The sequence below is a fragment of the Vibrio chagasii genome (assembly GCF_024347355.1).
GTDB classification, from domain to species: Bacteria; Pseudomonadota; Gammaproteobacteria; order Enterobacterales; family Vibrionaceae; genus Vibrio; species Vibrio chagasii.
Map to the genome: position 1 here is coordinate 780,582 of NZ_AP025466.1, position 14,504 is coordinate 795,085.

The following is a 14,504-nucleotide window of genomic DNA, read 5'->3' on the forward strand; positions in this document are numbered from 1 at the left end:
TCATTGTTAACTTATCCTTTTGATTAAAAATAAAAAAAGCCCATCAAGTGAACCTGATAGGCTTTCATTCATTTAAGATTTTATTTTTGAATTACTACCAGTACTCAGCGTGAGCCAAAGCTTCAACACAGCTAGACTGTTCGCTCGCCACTTTGATTTCACCGCCAGTCAGCGATTGAGCGATCCAACCGTGAGAGTAGCTCAACTCAAATGGCGCAGGGATTTGTTCAACAGTGATTTGCTCAAAGCCCACCCTTGAATAATAACTAGGATCACCATACGTCACCGCAAGCTCGACACCCTGCTCTTTTAGAGTCTCTAAGCCGAAGTTAATCAGTTGTTGGCCGATACCACGCTTTTGAACCTGTGTGCTCACCGCTACTGGTGAAAGTAAATACGCCTTGGTTTCATCGTCAAATGAAAGCGGAGTAAAGATAATCGCACCAACGATCGTACTATCCGTATCCGACTCACTAGAATCGTCTTCCGCAACAAAGCAAAGTAGCTCTGCTGGAGCCGTGGTCGTTGCAAGATCATTGGCAAGCTTACCCACTGTTTTACCTTCATTTTCGCCTTCTGAATCGGTAAAGGTTTGAGTAAAAAGTTGAGTGATCGTTTCGATCTCGCTTGAATCGTGTTGTCTAAATTTCATAGTACTCTTCACTTACTGTACTTTCTTCAACACAAAAAAGTGATAATCAAAATCACGCTTCACAGAGCCTTGAGAGCCTTCCACAAGTTTGCTGTTATTGAAGAATTGTTTAATTTCATTGTCGCAATCTGCTAGCGCTTTTGAGTTTGGCATCGTCGCTTTCAGAGCTTCAACTTGCTTTTGCAAGGGCTGATAGTAGGCAAGCCAACCGGCATCACTCATCGCAAAGTCATTCAGGACTTGATAGCCCGCTGCTTTTGCCTGTTTAATGCGCTCAGAAACCGTCGTCATATCTGGGTACTCTTTCTGCCAGAACACTTCGGCCGATTCTCTAGGGTTCTCGGTGTTCCAGACCAAGTCATTCACGACTAATATGCCATCATCGGCGAGTAACTTTCGCCACTGCTTAAGTGCCTTCTGGGCACCCATGATGTAAGCACTACCCTCTGACCAGATTAAGTCGAATGACTTAGCTTCAAACGGTAAATCCATCATGCTTGCACATACCGTTTTGATGTTGCTTTCCAGACCAAGTTCTAGTGCTGCTGATTTAGAATATCCAAACACGGTTGATCATTATCTACCGCAGTGACCTGCACTTCAGCCTGATGTTTTTTCATCGCGTTCGTTAATACGGAGGTTGCAATGCCTTTACCACAACCAATTTCAAGGACGCGCTTCGGTGCTTCCGGAACATGGGAAAGCGCAGTAAGCGTATCCTCATTTGTTCCGGGACCTAAACGTTCTAATCCTTCAAAGATGGCGCCGAAATCCGCCATATATTGTTCATGTTCATTCATGTCTTTCGATAACCACTTCAATCGCAGAGCCTGTTTCTCATCAAAGCCCTGCTTAATTAACCAATCGAGGTGTGCATCTGGCGCAAGCTTATCCATCGACTCATGCCACTCTTCTAATCCGCTTTCGCCTAGCATTGCTGCTAATAGATCTCGTGAACGCTGCTTTTGCAGTAACTCTTCATCCAACTGCTTGAGTCTATTTTCCAACAAACTGCGTTCGATTTTTGCATCTAAACAGGCTTGGCACTCTTTAAGCGTCAACCCACCCGCTTGCAATTGCTGTAACAAGCGAACACGTTGTAGATCCTTTTCAGAATAAAGACGATAGCCATTGCTCTGACGCTGAGCTTCAATCAAACCTAGCTTGCCGTAATACAACAATGTAGAACGACTCAGCCCAACTAATTCGGCCAGTTCAGAGATACGATACATGCACTTCCCCTCTCATTTCGGTAGCAAAGATAAACTATGAAGTTGTAGTCAGGTCAACAGAATTTTAGACACTTTTCACGTCTTTTACCTGTTTTCCTTCAAACTGGTAAAGCGATCTGAGTGTGTCTTTTAGCCATAAAACGAGCGGATTATAGGCATTGCGTTTATGCCAAATCATAGTGAAAGGAATTAGCAATTTATTGGCATGTTCTTCGTTTAACGGAATAGGTAAGCAGGTTAGGTTAGGGTGAAGTTGCTCTGCGTAACGTCGACAGTAGTTGGGCGCAACCGTCGTCATAGAGTGATTTGATTGAGCCGCCATAAACAGAGACTGCTCAAAGCCTGCAAGAGTTAGAGCAATGTTTCGGTCTAGTTGTAGATCGGTTAACACTTCATCCAGCGCCCACGTTTCGCTTTTTTCCCACACGATATTGATATGAGGGTATTTGAGAAAAGCCTCAAGGTTCCACTCTTCCTGTAAGGCCGGATGATCTTTTCTGAGATACACCACTGGCATATCGTGGAACAGGACCTCGAAATCGATAAAGTAAGGCAGCGCGTCTAGAGACTCTTTTGAGCGCGGATGACTTTCTCGCCCTGAAAAGCCGATATCAGACTCACCACGCACGATGGAATCTATTGAATCGTAATCCCAGTTGCGCATTTTTATCTTCGCGTTGGGATAGCGTTGATACACGCTTTGCGTCAGCTCGTTAAGCATGATCAGTGACAGCGGTGATTCCGCCTCTAGATTCAATCGCACATCTTTGGGCGCGTCATCACCACGAGTCGTGAGAATTTGACTGCCAATCTGCAGCCAATCTTGAAGATCTTTGACCATACTTAACGCGAGTGGAGTCGGTGTTAACCCTCTTGGTGTTTTTACAAACAGAGGATCATCAAACCAATCTCGAAGCTTAGTCAGTGATTTACTCACAGTTGAAGGCGTCACGTTAAGCTTTTTGGCAGCTTTCGAAACACTCTGCTCTTGCAGCAGCAATTGCAGAGTGAACAGCAGGTTGAGATCAAGACGGGCTAGTGGCTTCTTCATAATCACTTTTCACTTGGGAAGGACTTACCCATAGTATTAGAGCAATACTGATAACTCCACCAGCAGCCAGTATAAATACCAACATATTCAATGCACTTAGCCCGATCACGCCCATAAGCCAAATGAACAGTGCTGATGTACACACCTGAGAAACACCAAGTATCGAGCTCGCCACGCCTGCTCGTTGTGAATAACAGCTCAATGCTTGGCTCATTGCGACGCCAAAACCTAACGAGAAGCCACCACACACGAAGGCAAAACCGATAAGCGTTACGTAATGTCCCAAGCCGCCATCAATCGATGCGAGCAGCAAGATAGCCGCAATCACGAAACATATTTGAGATGCCAGCATAAGGCTTTTCTGCCTAAATACATTCAGTGCAAATGGTGCAGAGAAAGAAACCAACATACTGACTAATGCAGTGAGAGCCATGGTATAAGAATATTGACCTCGGTTGAAGCCAAGCTCTGCCATGATCAACATCGGAGAAACATTCACGTAAGTCAGAATCGCCGTTACTCCTAAGCTGGTCATGATCACTCGGCCGATAAACAAGGGCTCCTTAAAAGTTTCGTTGGAAGATATTTGAGACACAGAAGTCCGTGCTGCTTCCGAACCTTTACCACTCGGCTTGGTTTCTCTTAGAACTAGAACCGACAGCAAACACACCACTACGCCCATACTTGCCATAGTCGTGAACAAACTGGGCCAAGGGTATACCGTCATGATTAGATGACCGATCACCGGTGCAAGCACTGGCACTATGCAGGTAATGCCATTCATCATCGAGAGCACCTTCGCTCGCTTCTGGTCATCTAGTACATCTCGTAAAATGGCGAATGCCACCACATAACATGAACCCGCACCAACACCTTGGAAAAAGCGTACCGCTAGAAACGGTTCTGCGCTGGTCACCACTCCACCTAGCATTGAAGAAGTAGCAAACACAATCGCACCGAAAATCGCGACAGGCCTTCTTCCTACTTTGTCGGCAAATTTACCGGCGAACAACATGGTGGTTGCCATTCCAGCCAAGTAGATAGAAAACGCAATATGGAGCTGCGCCTCTGAGGCATTTAGGTCAGCGGCGATTTGAGGCAAGCCAACCAAATACAAATCAATCGCCGTTGGATACAAAAGAACAAGCGCGAAACTACAATACAGAAAACGATACATAACACCCCCACATAATTGGTGCGAGGATAATAAGAGCGAAACGTCAAACTACCGAGTGGCATCTACGACAACGGATCTTTCCATTTACGACAAACCCTCAGTATGTAGAAAAGGCGCCAGACAAGAATTCAGGCAATAAGCAAGGTTTTGACTCAATTCAGCTGAACTTAAAACACCGATTTTTTAGCTATAAACCGCTGCCTATTACTCGGTAATCAATTTACAAAAGTTATCAGAACGATAAATAAAATCACCGAATGAATACTTAAATCAACCACTCATACCCACCATAAATTCCTGCTTAAATTTTTTAGAAAAATTCAAAAATAATTAGAATTTAACCCCTAACTTTACTGAGTAATTTGTTAGGCTTGGCAACAAATATTTACAATCCAACTAAAAACTAATTGGATACTTAGAGGTTGCTTTTTTGAATATGAAATTATTCGGCAGTTCTTTGATTCTTTCAGGAACTGCATTAGGGGCTGGCATGCTTGCTATTCCCATGGTGTTGGCTCAATTTGGCTTCATGATCAGCTCAGTGCTGATGCTACTTATCTTTATCGGCACCACATACTCAGCTCTCCTATTGGCAGAAGCGTGTACTAAAACTAAAGACAACAGTGGCATGAGCAGTGTTGCTTACCTCACTCTGGGCAGCAAAGGAAAACACTTTATCAATGCACTCTTTTACCTACTGCTAGTATGCATGCTGATCGCTTATATCTTGGGCGTGGGTGACATCATCCATAAGCTACTGCTCGATGTTGGCGTAAACATCTCTGCATCTGCTGCTTATACCGTTTTCAGCCTATTTATGGGTGTGATTGTGGTAGCGGGTAAGTCTTATATCGATAAGTTGAACCGTGGCCTATTCATCATGATGGTGGTGATGCTATTTATTGTTATCGCTTCTCTGTTTAGCAATATCCGTCTTGATTACCTCACTCAAACTAGCCAATACAAGGCCAATGATGTTGTGCAATACAGCGCGGTTATCTTTACCAGCTTTGCCTCTATGGTGGTGATCCCGTCACTGGTTATCTACAACCGTGAAGCGACTCAAAAGCAGATCCGAAATATGATTCTGTTAGGTTCAGTGATTCCGCTCGTGTGCTACCTCACTTGGTTGTTCGCGATTATCGGTAACCTTGGTACAGACGCGATCAGCCAGTTCCACAACATTTCAGAACTGATCTCTGCGTTTAGCGGACAATCTGCTTGGTTAAAAGTAGTGATTGCTCTGTTCTCTGCACTGGCATTGGTGACTTCTTTCCTCGGCGTGTCCATGGCGCTGTATGACCAAAACAAAGACGCGGTAACCAACAATAAGCTAATGGCTTACGTTCTGACCTTTGTACTGCCTTTGGTATTGGCTGAATTGTTTGCTAGCCAATTCGTCAGCATGCTCGACTATGCAGGTATGGTATTGGTATTCCTAGCTATCTGGGGACCACTCGCAATGGTAGTTAAAGTTCGTAGACCTGACTTCCCTCACCTACAAACCGAGGGCAGCTACACAGCTGCGGGTGGCGACACCGCACTAATGGCGACCTTCGGTTTTGGTGCGTTGATTTTCGTGTCTTGGTTTATGGGTTAGATAGAAGCACAGTATCAACCGCTGCCGTGGTGATATGTATGTGTTTGTGGGTGTAGACTAAACAAGTACCTCACACTCATATCAAAACACAAAAAGTCAGGAGTCTCTGCTATTAACAGTAGATACTCACTGGCTTTTTCAGTATTTGAACGTTATTACTGAGAATTAAAGAGACGTTCTTATTGAGTTAAGTTGTCAAGTAACTGCTCACATTGCGCTTTGAGCGATGTAAGTTCGTTTTCATTCATCTTAGACAAACAAAATATCTCTTCTGGGACAGTTTGCGCGCGCTCTTTAAGTTCAGTCCCTACAGGAGTTAGCGTAATTACTCGCACTCGTTCATCTTCAGCACTACGTTTACGAAGCACATAACCTTTTGCTTCTAAACGTTTAAGTAATGGAGTCAAGGTTCCTGAATCTAAATGTGTTTTAGCGCCTAACGCTTTGACATTTATCTCTTGTTGCTCCCAAAGCACCATCATCACAATGTACTGTAAATAAGTAAGATCAAGCGCTTTCAGCAGAGGTTGATAAGCTCGACTCATTGCATTTGAAGCACTGTAAAGTGCAAAGCACACCTGATTATCTAACTTTAGATATTCATCTTGGTCGCTCACGATCACCTCATCAATAAATTAAATTGCACACAATATACTTGCACACATAAGTTTTATCAATTAAGCTCACCTCAAAATAAAGTTGCACACAATTTAATTTTACACAACCATTTTAAGGATTAAGACAATGACAACACTCTACACTACTTCTGCTACTGCAATTGCTGGTTGTAACGGCCAAGTTTCTACTGACGATAATTTGCTTTCTGTTGCATTAAGCTACCCGAAAGAAATGGGCGGTTCAGGTGAAGCAACGAACCCTGAGCAACTGTTTGCTGCGGGCTACTCTGCGTGTTTCTCAAATGCTCTGCTTCACGTAGCGAAAGAAATGAAAATCAAGATTGTATCGGCGCCAACAACTGCAACAGTTGGTATCGGTCCAAATGAAAATGGTGGTTTTGCTTTAACCGTTTCATTAGCGATTGAGCTCGACTTGGCTCAAGAAGAGGCTGTTACGCTGGTAAAAACCGCTCACCAAGTTTGCCCATATTCAAATGCGGTTCGCGGCAACATTGATGTGAAACTGTCGGTTAACGGACAAGCGCTTTAGTCGCTTTACCCAAAAATATCCCACTAAAAAAATGTCCCGCATTAGGCGCAATGTAGATCAGATAAGGATCGGTTGACCGATCCTTCTTCTGAGAGATAATCGGAAGCCTGTTTCTAGGCTTCCGATTTTTTATGTCTATCCAAAACTATTTTGTCGATTTCCTCGAAGAAAATCCTGTTGATGTAGCTCAACTCACCACTTTCTCTGAACATATCCCAGATGAATGGGTTGTTAAGGCAGCTAGTCTTTCTGATAAAGCGACTATTCGCCGACGTCGACTACCAAGTGACATGGTCTTGTGGTTAATTGTCGGCATGGCCTTCTTCCGTAATGAACCAATTGCCGAAGTCGCACGAAGAATGAATGTCTGTGCGGATGGCTTGGCTGATGAAGAGTTATTAGCAAAAAGTGCTTTAACCCAGGCAAGACAACGTTTAGGCAGTGCTGCACCAGAGTGGTTGTTTAAACAATGTGGGCGAACGTGGGGTCTTGAACGATACCGTGATGATACGTGGCAAGGATTACAAGTTTTTGCTGTAGACGGTGCTCTTTTTCGCACCGCGGATACGCCCGAACTTAGAGAGCACTTTGGCTCGGGTAATACCTCGAGTAGCAGGCAGACACCACATCCAATGCTAAGAGTTGTGACTATGATGAATGTCCGTTCTCATGTCATCGTTGACGCTGCCATAAGCCCTTATCGGCGTGGTGAAATCCCACTTGCTATGCCCTTCATCGACTCTTTACCAGATAACTCTGTGACGTTACTAGATAAAGGTTTTTACGGTGCAGACTTACTTCTCTCTCTTCAAAATAGCGGTATTAATAGACATTGGTTGATACCAGCAAGGAAAGGGTTGAAATACACACTTTTAGATGAAGAAGAAAGCAATGATATGCTCATCGAAATGAACGTCTCACCGCAAGCTCTCAAAAAGAACCCTAGTTTACCTGAAAAATGGCAAGTCAGAGCGGTGACCTATGAAGTACAAGGTAAGCAGAAAACTGTTTTTACATCCCTTCCAAGAGCAGACTACGACGCGAAAGCGGTAGCCGAACTTTATCATGAACGTTGGGAAATCGAATTAGGTTATCGTGATATCAAAAGCTCAATGCAACACAATGCCTTAGTATTACGCAGTAAAACAGTAAACCTTGTTTATCAAGAACTCTGGGGGCTGTTGCTTGGTTATAATTTGGTAAGACGTGAAGCAAGTCAGGCAGCAGTTGAACATGGAAGAATGCCGAATGAAATTAGCTTTAAATACGCTTGTCAGTTTATAGCGAGCCAACTGAAGGTGATGAGTAAAGCGATATCGCCAGGCAATACACCTAAGCGTTTAAAGAGTCTAAGGGGAGACTTATCAGTCCTCTTTATAGACAAACGCCCTAAGCCTAATCGGCCTAGGGCGGTAAAAATATCAAAGACTCGCTACCCAATTAATCGCAAAGCAGCTCCGCTTAAGTGAACTACATTGCCCGCATTAGGCGGGACATTTTTATATAAGATGGAAAACTTCTAACTCTGAAAGATTAGCTCTTAAACGTACTAGCGATCTCTTTCAATGAAGCCGCCAGTTCAGCTTGTTCTTTAGCGGTTGCTGCTATTTGAGTTGCGCCTGTGGTCGACTCCGTCGATTTCTGCTCAACCGCCATCACGTTTTGCGCGATATCTTGAGTCACAACGGCTTGCTCTTCTGTCGCTGTGGCGATCTGTTCGGTCATGCTAAATATCTCGCTTACCGATGCTGAGATACCTTGTAAAGTGTGCTCAACCTCTTTTGAATCCTCAACCGCTTTAGACGACATCTTCTGGCTGTTATCAATAACATTGAACGCCGTCTGCACATCAGACTGTAGCGAGCTGATAAAGCCTTCAATTTCAGCTGTCGATTGCTGGGTGCGCTGTGCCAGTGTACGAACTTCATCGGCTACGACCGCAAACCCACGACCTTGCTCACCCGCTCTTGCCGCTTCAATTGCCGCGTTCAATGCTAACAAGTTAGTCTGCTCAGCGACGGACTTAATCACATCAATCACACTGTTGATGTTATTACTGCTCTCATGTAAGTGGGTGACCTTTTCCGCTAGATCATTAATTTCAGATGCCAGTTTTTCAATCGAGTGATAAGAATCCTGAACAGTGCTCAAACCTTCTTGTGACTGCTCATCGACCAGTTTAGCGGAGCTGGCTGTCTGCTGAGTTTTTGCCGCAACTTCATTTACCGTTGCTGACAACTCTTCTGTCGCCGTCGCAACTAAACCGATTTGATCTTGTTGTTGAACCAGCGTATTCGAGTTGTAATGACAAGTTTGCGAGGTTTCTTCAGCAGCTGAAGCTAAGGTCAGGCTCGACTGAGACAAGTTGTCGATAACGTTCGAAAACTTTTCTAACGTTTCGTTCAGTGCCGAAGATATCTGTCCAAGCTCGCTGTTACCAACGAACTTAGCACGAACCGTTAGGTCATTGTCATTACGAACTTTAGACAACATCACCGTCAGATCTTTTACTCTCATCGTTAGATCGCTGATAGTCTTAACGCTCACGAAGGTCGCAAACAAGGTGACTAAAGCAAACAGACCAATACTCATCATCATCGCAGACTGCGCCTCTGACATCTTTTTCTCAGTCAACGCAATCAATGAGTCTGCTAGCTGATTCTCGGTTTTCTTCAACTGGACAATACGGCCTGTCGCTTGAGCGAACCAATACACAGGGTCGACATCAAAACCACTCATCTTAGATTCAGCCAAACTACGAAGCTTCTCTACTTCTGCCACAGAGCGGTCATTCAATTGCTGCTCAAAGAAGCGGACATTATCTGGGTTACTCAACACCTCAAAGTTTGAGAAGTAGGTATTTTGCTCTGTCACCAAAGAGATGAATTTCACCAGCATACCTGGGCCAAACTCGTTTTTGGAGAAGGTATTATTCAGCACAGCACGCTCAATACCCGCACGCTCTTTACCTTGCAAAAAATTGTAATAAGCGATGGTTTCCGTAGTGATGGTGGCATCAGAGCTTAGCTCTGCGATTAACGCCGAGACACTCAATAATTTTGCGTTAAGTTTTGTGTAATAGCCCAAAGCTTCAGAAAGTGGTATCGACTGAGAATCAACTCGGTTACGAATAGAAGTAATTTGGTTAAGACTTTGGCTAATTTCGTTATTCAGGCGAGTAATCTGCGGTAAATCAATCGCTGCAGACTGCCAATATTCGGTTCTCTGCGCACGTCTATTATCCGCACTGGTTCTTTGAGATTGAAGTTCACTAACAAACTTAGTGCCCTTCGACCCAATAAAACCTGCCGTCATACCGCGTTCTTTTTGTAGCTCATGTACAAGTTCGCTGTACACAACCGACAAACGAGTCAGTTGGTTTAATGACGACATTTCGCTGGTCGTTTCTACGCTTTTAGAAATCGTAGAAGCACTCAGCCATAGAAACCCTAAGATCGGTAAAATAAGCAAAGCGATGATTTTTTGCTTAAAAGACATATCGGTTAATTTCATTGTTATTTCCTAGCAGCTAACGAATCTTTATCTGTAATGTAATTAGACACACTTCTAAAACGGTGTACTTTTACTAAGATCATATAATATTTAGTTTTATCAATTACCGTGCCATGTTATCGGCAATTGATAACGCTAGCATTTAACCTTACAAAACTCATTGGTTTATTTATAAATCTGTTAGCTATGCAACCTTATCGAACACAAAAACCGTGCAACAACATACTCCCGACGCAAGTGACTGAAAAATGACGCTTTTTATCAATACTAAAGGGGTAGGTAAACACTAAAATCCACCTGAATACTCACTACATATTGAGCAGCAACTATGTATAATGCCGCCCCGAAAAGTTAACAATTCAATCAACTAAAAAGCATAACCTGAGGTATTTATGGACTGTCCAGCTTGCGAAAAACACATTGGATGGGAATGGGTAGAAGAGGAAGCCATCGAGCCCAATGAAGAGTTCGACTGCCCTGAATGTGAAGCAACTCTGATGTACACCATCGATGAAGGCACCTATTACGGTGCGCAACATAAAACCGTCGAAGTCGTCGACGAATAGTCTTCATCAGACATTGAGCAAAATTCCATAGCAAAAGCTGCCAAAGCTCATCATCAATTGCATTCAATCGAGCACCTTATGCACCAGTAAGGTGCAAGAACGGCAATTAAGTCGAGCAAAACACACCTTTACTGGAACGAACGTTCAGCATAAAATATTGAACATATGTTCAGATTAATGAAGTAGATGTTATGGCCAAGACTGCGAAGTTCGATAGACAAGATGTTGTAGATAAAGCAACGAACCTGTATTGGGAAAAGGGCTTTCACGCGACTTCTATGCGTAACCTGCAAGACGTGATTGATATGCGTCCGGGTAGCATCTACGCAACGTTTGGCAGCAAAGAGGGTTTGTTTAAAGAGACGCTGACTCGCTATACCGAACTTGGCATTCTTAATTTGAACCGCTTCAGAAGCGAAACAGACTCTCCAATCAAAGCGCTTGAAAGCTTCGTAAAACGTGCAGTAGTTGAGTCCAAACAAAGTGCGCCAAACGGCATGTGTATGTTGGCTAAGACGGTCGCTGAGCTGACTGACGAGCACGCCGAGTTGTTAGAAGAGGCGAAGAGATCTCTAAAGATCATGGAGGGCGAATTCGCTAAGCTAATTACCGAAGCACAAGAGCTTGGTGAGATAAGCAAAGAGCGTGAACCTGTTCAGCTTGCTCGACATGTTCAGGTTCAAATCGCAGGCCTGCGTACCTACGCGAAAACCTGTGACGACATCGATTTACTTAACTCAATGGTTGAAGACGTATTTAAGTATCATCCTTTTTAAATGCTGAGCTCAGACATCTCAACAAAAAGACTCCACTGTTCGCTAAGGGCTAGAGCGGAGTCTTTTTAGTTTTGATCTCGTTAACTTTGTAGCCAATTAACTCTATAGTTTAAGGGTTATACCTTCCTCATGATCAGCGCCTGCGCATTGAAGAGCAGATGCAAACCACTACGGTAAACTTTTCCTGTATCGACGTTCCTTAAAGGCTCCTGCTTCTGGCGACCCAGTTTGTCGCCAGTAATTACACTTTCATGCTAAATCCGAAGTAAATCCCTTCAATTCGCGACATATCTCTGTCTTTCCAATTGTCCAATGTGTCGTGAATTCGGTAGCCGAGTTCCATTTTCATGTTCTCTACCGGTTCGAAAGTTGAACCAAACTGACCACCAGCCAACACGCCATCATCCCTTTTGGCGAAGCTATAACCTGTCGATACTCCTCCGAAAATTGCCCATTTTGAGTCGAAGTTATAGACATAATCATAAGAGCCAGTCGTAGTCGTGTAGTCTGACTTCATACTGTGCGCCACTCCTAACCCCCAACGATGCCTATCGTCGATCAAGGCATGATAGCCGACCGCAGGCGTAAACTCCGACTCATTCAACGCGGTGTAACCATCAAGTACACCTAAACTCACAAAGTGTTCAACGTCATCACTCAGCGCAAAGGCTGCACTCACCGCGAAGCCTGACAACACAACAGCGGGGACCACAAAGTACTTCATTCCCTCTCCAAAATATAAAACATTGTTCAATTAAAGGTTGCAATAGCGGCTTCTGAAGGAAAATAAAATGAAAAGTAAAAAGAGACCAACAGAGCCAATAGCTTATGCAACAACTTAAAGCGCGAGAAACTCTAAGCCCTCAACCAATCTAATTGTCAGAGCTATGACAACTTTGGGTACACAGCACCAATAATTGAAAAGGTAGGTTGATAAACAAGCAAACACAGTGTCTATCAACCTAAATGACCATCTAGTCGAGAATGATGTGAGGAAGGTAACGAGACATATCTTGAGTCACCAGGGAGCTGTCTTCTCGGATTGAGATTCCCGCAGGCTCATCATTAATCAACCAACTACCAACCAAGGTATAGTTATCACCAAACTTTGGTAATGGATGAAAAGCTTGAATGATATGTCCTTCTTCACCGTAAGGGCCCTCGGTATCGAGAACAAGCTCTTGATCTCTTACAACTTGAATATTGGCACCTTCCCGTGAAAATAGAGGCTTAATTACATGATCTGTGAGCTCGGAATTTTTCAGTTGTTTTAGTTTAGGATCATCTGAAAAATACGCAGCTAGTAAGTTCGGATGGTTAGGAAATTTTTCCCATAACAAAGGAAGTATTGCCTTGTTAGATAGCACTGACTTCCACATAGGCTCTAGCCAATTCACTTTGGCCGTATCCAAGTGCTTGGCGTAATCCTCTTGGAACATGAATTCCCAAGGGTAAAGCTTGAACATCCATCGAATCAGGTTATCTTGAGTGTCGGTAAACTCTCCATCTCGCGTTACGCCGATGTCTTCAATATGAACAAACTTCGTTTTCAACCCTGCTTCAATCGCACAGTCCTGCATATACTGAACCGTGCCACGATCTTCTTCAGTATCTTTACAGCATGAAAAGTGCAATGTCTGACCGGGTTGTAAGCGAGCTAACTCTTGGAATCTCGCCATCATTAACTCTTGAAGCAAGTTAAATTGATCAGAATCCCGCCTTAGCTTTCCTGAGTTCACCAAATCTTCAAGCCAAAACCATTGCCAGAATCCTGTTTCAAACAGCGATGTAGGTGTATCGGCGTTGTTTTCATAAAACTTGGCAGGACCACGTCCATCATAAGCAAGATCGATACGAGAATAGAGAGAAGGCTCCCTACGCTTCCACGAATCCAAAACACCTTGCCACATGGATTGAGGGATTTGAAAGCGCTTAAGCCAATATTCATCGTGCACGACCACATCCACGATTTCGAGACACATTTCATGAATTTCTCGAGTTGGCTCTTCAAGATCTTCTTCGATTTGCTTCAGAGTGAACTGGTAGTAAGCCGTTTCATCCCAATACGGTTCATCGTACATGGTATGGAAACCAAAACCATACTCTGCCGCCAGCTGCTTCCAGTGTTTTCGAGGTTCCGAATTCAGACGAAGCATTAGCCGCCCCAACCTTTACTTGAGCTCTTAGAACTACTCCAACTTGATTTCGCTGATACCGTGGAGCCAAAACCACCACGAGAGATAGTTCGTTTCACCGTCGGCTTGGGCTTAAACTCGTCACGACTCACAGATACCGTACCACGTTGATATGACTTCCCATAAGTTCGACCATCCGCAGTGACCCAATCATCATAGAAAATGCTACGAGAGTACGTCGATGTAAACATAGGCTGAGAATAGTAACGACGATCATCTACCATGCGTGCGAACATAAATCCTGCCATCGCAGGCATAAACCAATTGTTTTGAGGAGCAGCAACACATCCGCTAAAGCCAAACTCATGCGCACAATCATCAATGCTCTTATACTTAGGTGCCGTGCGACTCGCTTCTTCTAGAGCATCCTGATAAGCACTTTTGCACTCCGCCGCATAAGATGGGTGATCATAAATACATTCATCGATCGTGCCATAAATATTGGTTCGAACAGAATCATCACTGCAGCCAGAAATCATTGCTGTTGTCACCGCCACAGAAATCGGGGCCAGACTGAACTGACGCCAGTTCTTACGCATTTCAGGCAAAACTACATTTTGACTACGTTTCATGCC

The 14,504-nt window shown here is 43.9% G+C and carries 13 protein-coding genes and 1 pseudogene; 5 read left to right on the forward strand and 9 right to left on the reverse strand.

The genetic code is table 11. The features are described from left to right. Positions 1–94 precede the first annotated feature (94 nt). From OCV52_RS19480 to OCV52_RS19495, 4 genes and pseudogenes are all read right to left on the reverse strand, one after another. Positions 95–664, reverse strand: coding sequence for a GNAT family N-acetyltransferase (locus OCV52_RS19480; protein ID WP_137408817.1), 570 nt, complete (start codon positions 662–664; stop codon positions 95–97). Further along, a pseudogene (locus OCV52_RS19485) lies at positions 665–1,884 on the reverse strand (MerR family transcriptional regulator). A 64-nt stretch (positions 1,885–1,948) separates the two neighbouring features. After that, complete coding sequence (gene yidZ, locus OCV52_RS19490; RefSeq protein ID WP_137408818.1) at positions 1,949–2,935, reverse strand: HTH-type transcriptional regulator YidZ; 987 nt, start codon at positions 2,933–2,935, stop codon at positions 1,949–1,951. Beyond that, positions 2,910–4,112, reverse strand: a complete 1,203-nt coding sequence (locus OCV52_RS19495) for an MFS transporter (protein WP_137408819.1) — start codon at positions 4,110–4,112, stop codon at positions 2,910–2,912. Before OCV52_RS19495 ends, yidZ begins: the two co-directional genes overlap by 26 nt. A 436-nt stretch (positions 4,113–4,548) precedes the next feature. Between OCV52_RS19495 and OCV52_RS19500 the strand changes: the two genes are divergently transcribed. After that, on the forward strand, positions 4,549–5,712 hold the full coding sequence (locus OCV52_RS19500; RefSeq protein WP_137408821.1) for an amino acid permease: 1,164 nt from the start codon (positions 4,549–4,551) through the stop codon (positions 5,710–5,712). Positions 5,713–5,891: 179 nt separating this feature from the next. Here the strand turns inward: OCV52_RS19500 and OCV52_RS19505 are convergent, their stop codons facing one another. Then, positions 5,892–6,329, reverse strand: coding sequence for a MarR family winged helix-turn-helix transcriptional regulator (locus OCV52_RS19505; RefSeq protein ID WP_171762518.1), 438 nt, complete (start codon positions 6,327–6,329; stop codon positions 5,892–5,894). Between the two features lie 127 nt (positions 6,330–6,456). Between OCV52_RS19505 and OCV52_RS19510 the strand changes: the two genes are divergently transcribed. After that, entirely contained in the window at positions 6,457–6,879 is a 423-nt protein-coding gene (locus OCV52_RS19510; RefSeq protein ID WP_137408820.1) for an organic hydroperoxide resistance protein, read from the forward strand. Positions 6,880–7,010: 131 nt separating this feature from the next. Next, positions 7,011–8,348: an IS4 family transposase gene (locus tag OCV52_RS19515; protein ID WP_137409200.1), complete on the forward strand. Its 1,338-nt coding sequence runs from the start codon at positions 7,011–7,013 to the stop codon at positions 8,346–8,348. A 64-nt stretch (positions 8,349–8,412) separates the two neighbouring features. On the opposite strand, the gene OCV52_RS19520 is transcribed toward OCV52_RS19515, so the two are convergent. Beyond that, a complete protein-coding gene (locus OCV52_RS19520) occupies positions 8,413–10,392 on the reverse strand; it encodes a methyl-accepting chemotaxis protein (RefSeq protein ID WP_137406887.1) in 1,980 nt (659 codons plus the stop codon). 392 nt (positions 10,393–10,784) lie between these two features. Between OCV52_RS19520 and OCV52_RS19525 the strand changes: the two genes are divergently transcribed. Beyond that, positions 10,785–10,958: a hypothetical protein gene (locus OCV52_RS19525; protein WP_170222422.1), complete on the forward strand. Its 174-nt coding sequence runs from the start codon at positions 10,785–10,787 to the stop codon at positions 10,956–10,958. A 191-nt stretch (positions 10,959–11,149) separates the two neighbouring features. Next, the gene (locus OCV52_RS19530) at positions 11,150–11,734 is read left to right on the forward strand and encodes a TetR/AcrR family transcriptional regulator (protein ID WP_137406886.1); all 585 of its coding nucleotides are present in this window, start codon (positions 11,150–11,152) and stop codon (positions 11,732–11,734) included. Between the two features lie 241 nt (positions 11,735–11,975). On the opposite strand, the gene OCV52_RS19535 is transcribed toward OCV52_RS19530, so the two are convergent. The 3 genes from OCV52_RS19535 to OCV52_RS19545 all read right to left on the reverse strand — a co-directional run bounded on the left by OCV52_RS19535 (position 11,976) and on the right by OCV52_RS19545 (position 14,501). Next, positions 11,976–12,458, reverse strand: coding sequence for a hypothetical protein (locus OCV52_RS19535; protein WP_004741674.1), 483 nt, complete (start codon positions 12,456–12,458; stop codon positions 11,976–11,978). 250 nt (positions 12,459–12,708) lie between these two features. Then, positions 12,709–13,890, reverse strand: coding sequence for a glutathionylspermidine synthase family protein (locus OCV52_RS19540; RefSeq protein ID WP_137406885.1), 1,182 nt, complete (start codon positions 13,888–13,890; stop codon positions 12,709–12,711). Further along, a complete protein-coding gene (locus tag OCV52_RS19545) occupies positions 13,890–14,501 on the reverse strand; it encodes a DUF1190 domain-containing protein (RefSeq protein WP_137406884.1) in 612 nt (203 codons plus the stop codon). Before OCV52_RS19545 ends, OCV52_RS19540 begins: the two co-directional genes overlap by 1 nt. Positions 14,502–14,504 lie beyond the last annotated feature (3 nt).